Source organism: Vicinamibacteria bacterium, from assembly GCA_035620555.1.
In the GTDB taxonomy this organism is placed as follows: Bacteria; Acidobacteriota; Vicinamibacteria; order Marinacidobacterales; family SMYC01; genus DASPGQ01.
In genome coordinates, this window is the sequence record DASPGQ010000696.1 from 1 (window position 1) to 2144 (window position 2144).

The window sequence follows — 2144 nt, forward strand, 5'->3', positions numbered from 1 at the left end:
GAGAGCCTCCTCGTTGCGCTCCAGGGGGAGCCAGAAATCGACGACGTCATCGACGCCAACGAAACGCTCATCGAGCCCCGACGTCATCGGCAGAAACCTCGACGGCTCGTCGATCACGGCAAGGACCTGATGCGGGACCGAGCCCAATCTCGGCAACCATCGCCAGCTGTTGACGGCAATCGTCTCGCCCACCAGATTCGGGTCGGCACCGAATCGCCGGTCCCAGAGATTTCTGCCGAGAACAATGACGCCGGTGTCTTCCTCGGGCGTCGTCCCGCGCGGTACTCGACCGAGCGCGGCGGAAAGACCCATCACACGGAAGAACTCCGGCGTGACTCGAAGTCCCTGGATGCGCTCGGTGGAATCCTCCCCCGGCAGGTCGAGCTGACTCCACCGGTAGAGCGCCATCCCATCGAACGAGCTCGCCTGCCGCTGCCAGTCGCGAAAATCGAGCAATGAGACGAAAGGGCGTGTTTCGCCGGAACGAGTGTTCCGGGCGCGCAGCAGAACCAGCCGTTCCACCTCAGGGTAGGGCAGAGGCGCGAGCAGCACTCCCTTGATGAGACTGAAGAGGATCGTGCTGGCGCCGATTCCGAGCGTAATCGACACCAGCGCGGGCACGGTGAGGCGCGGGTTTCGTAAGAACGAGTACAAAGGAGATCTACATGTTTTCGTCGGCGCTCGGACCATAGAGTGCCGGCAGCGGCACGTCGTTCAGTCGCAGATAGACGCTGAGCTGACCACGGTGGTGGATGATGTGGCTCAGCACGAATCCCCTCAGACACACGAGCCGGGGCATGTCGACGGCAACGTGCCCACTCTCCGTGAGCTTCCAGTGCTGGAAGAGGTGCTCATCGGACTGGCCTTTCAGAAGCTCCTGGAAGGACTGCACGTTTCCGTCGAACTTGTCGAGGATCTCCTTCTTGTTGTCGGGCTCGACGCGCTTGCGGTCGAAGCTGGCCATGTCGAACGACTCGTCCTTGACTATCGTTTGCGCCCACCACGGGATCTCCGCAAGGTGCATCCCGAGACGGCCCATGGACATCGACCTCTGGTGAGGCTTCCAGGCGAGCTTGTCGTCCGGAAGGCGCTCCAACATCTTTCTAGTGCCTGCCGATTCGTGGGTGAACTCCATTACCATGGCTTCCGCTATGCTCATTTCCGCTCCTTCGATCGGTCGAGTGGAACGGAATTCTATCAGAAGATGAGAAGCCTCAGTCCTTTCCGAGAACGGGTGGACCGGGGATACCGACGTCCATCTTCAAGACGGCGGGGTTGTCGATCTCATCCGTTATCGAGAGGTTGGTGATGAAGACCGTCGTGCGAAGGCCGCGCGAAGCTCCGAAGGCGGCGCTCGCGGGAAAATCGAGCCCGTCACCCGGGCCGGCGAGCTCGGTGAGCCCGGTGCCATCCGGCCTCAAGCGCACCAGCTTGTGGGCTCCGACGAGGAGGGGGTACAGGTTGCCCACGACGTCGGAGGCGATTCCGTCCACGGGAAACAAGCTGAAATCTCCGACCAGGTTTCCGTCCGCGTCGAAGTCGACGCCGGCGGTCACGGGCTCGACGGCCCCGGCGCTTCCGTCGTGCCGCACGCGTATCTTCAGAATCTGCCCTCTGGTGCTATTGGCCACGTAGAGCTTGCGCCAGTGGTACGTGATGCCGTTCGCGCCGAGAGGGGGAAAGCCCGGAACGGACGGGATCCCGCCGAGAAGAACGTCCGAAGCCCAGACTTCGGCCGCTCCTCCAGGAGGTATGCGCCACACCGCGCTCCCCAGCGTGTCGGTCACGTAGAGGTTGGAGCGCTCGTCGAAGACGAGCGAGTTGGGAAAGACGATCGCTTCCGAGCCCGGAAGCCTCGACTTCTTTCCCTTGGGAGTGATACGCCACACCCCGTGGCTATCCGGCTTGAAGGAAGCGACGGCGGCGTACACGTTCCCGCGGCGATCCACCTCGAGACCCAGGGTGCCGCTCCCGAGGGGTTCGGGCTCGAGAACGGCGAAGAGCGTTGGCACCGGGAAAGGATCGTCGGCGTCGAGCTTCAGTATTTGACCGATGGGAGCGAGGCTCACGTACAGGTTGCCGCGCCGGTCCAGGACGACGCCCTCGGGGCGCTCTCCCAGGCTCCGATCGAACGTGATGACGGT

At 62.9% G+C, this 2144-nt stretch carries 3 protein-coding genes; all 3 read right to left on the reverse strand.

Going from position 1 to position 2144, the window contains the following annotated elements; translation table 11 throughout:
* A partial coding sequence (locus VEK15_28085; GenBank protein HXV64590.1) for an ABC transporter permease occupies window positions 1-621 on the reverse strand: 621 nt, incomplete at its 3' end.
* 40 nt (window positions 622-661) lie between these two features.
* The gene (locus VEK15_28090) at window positions 662-1159 is read right to left on the reverse strand and encodes a DinB family protein (protein HXV64591.1); all 498 of its coding nucleotides are present in this window, start codon (window positions 1157-1159) and stop codon (window positions 662-664) included.
* Window positions 1160-1214: 55 nt separating this feature from the next.
* Window positions 1215-2144 (reverse strand): hypothetical protein (locus VEK15_28095; GenBank protein ID HXV64592.1); only part of this gene is annotated, 930 nt, incomplete at its 5' end.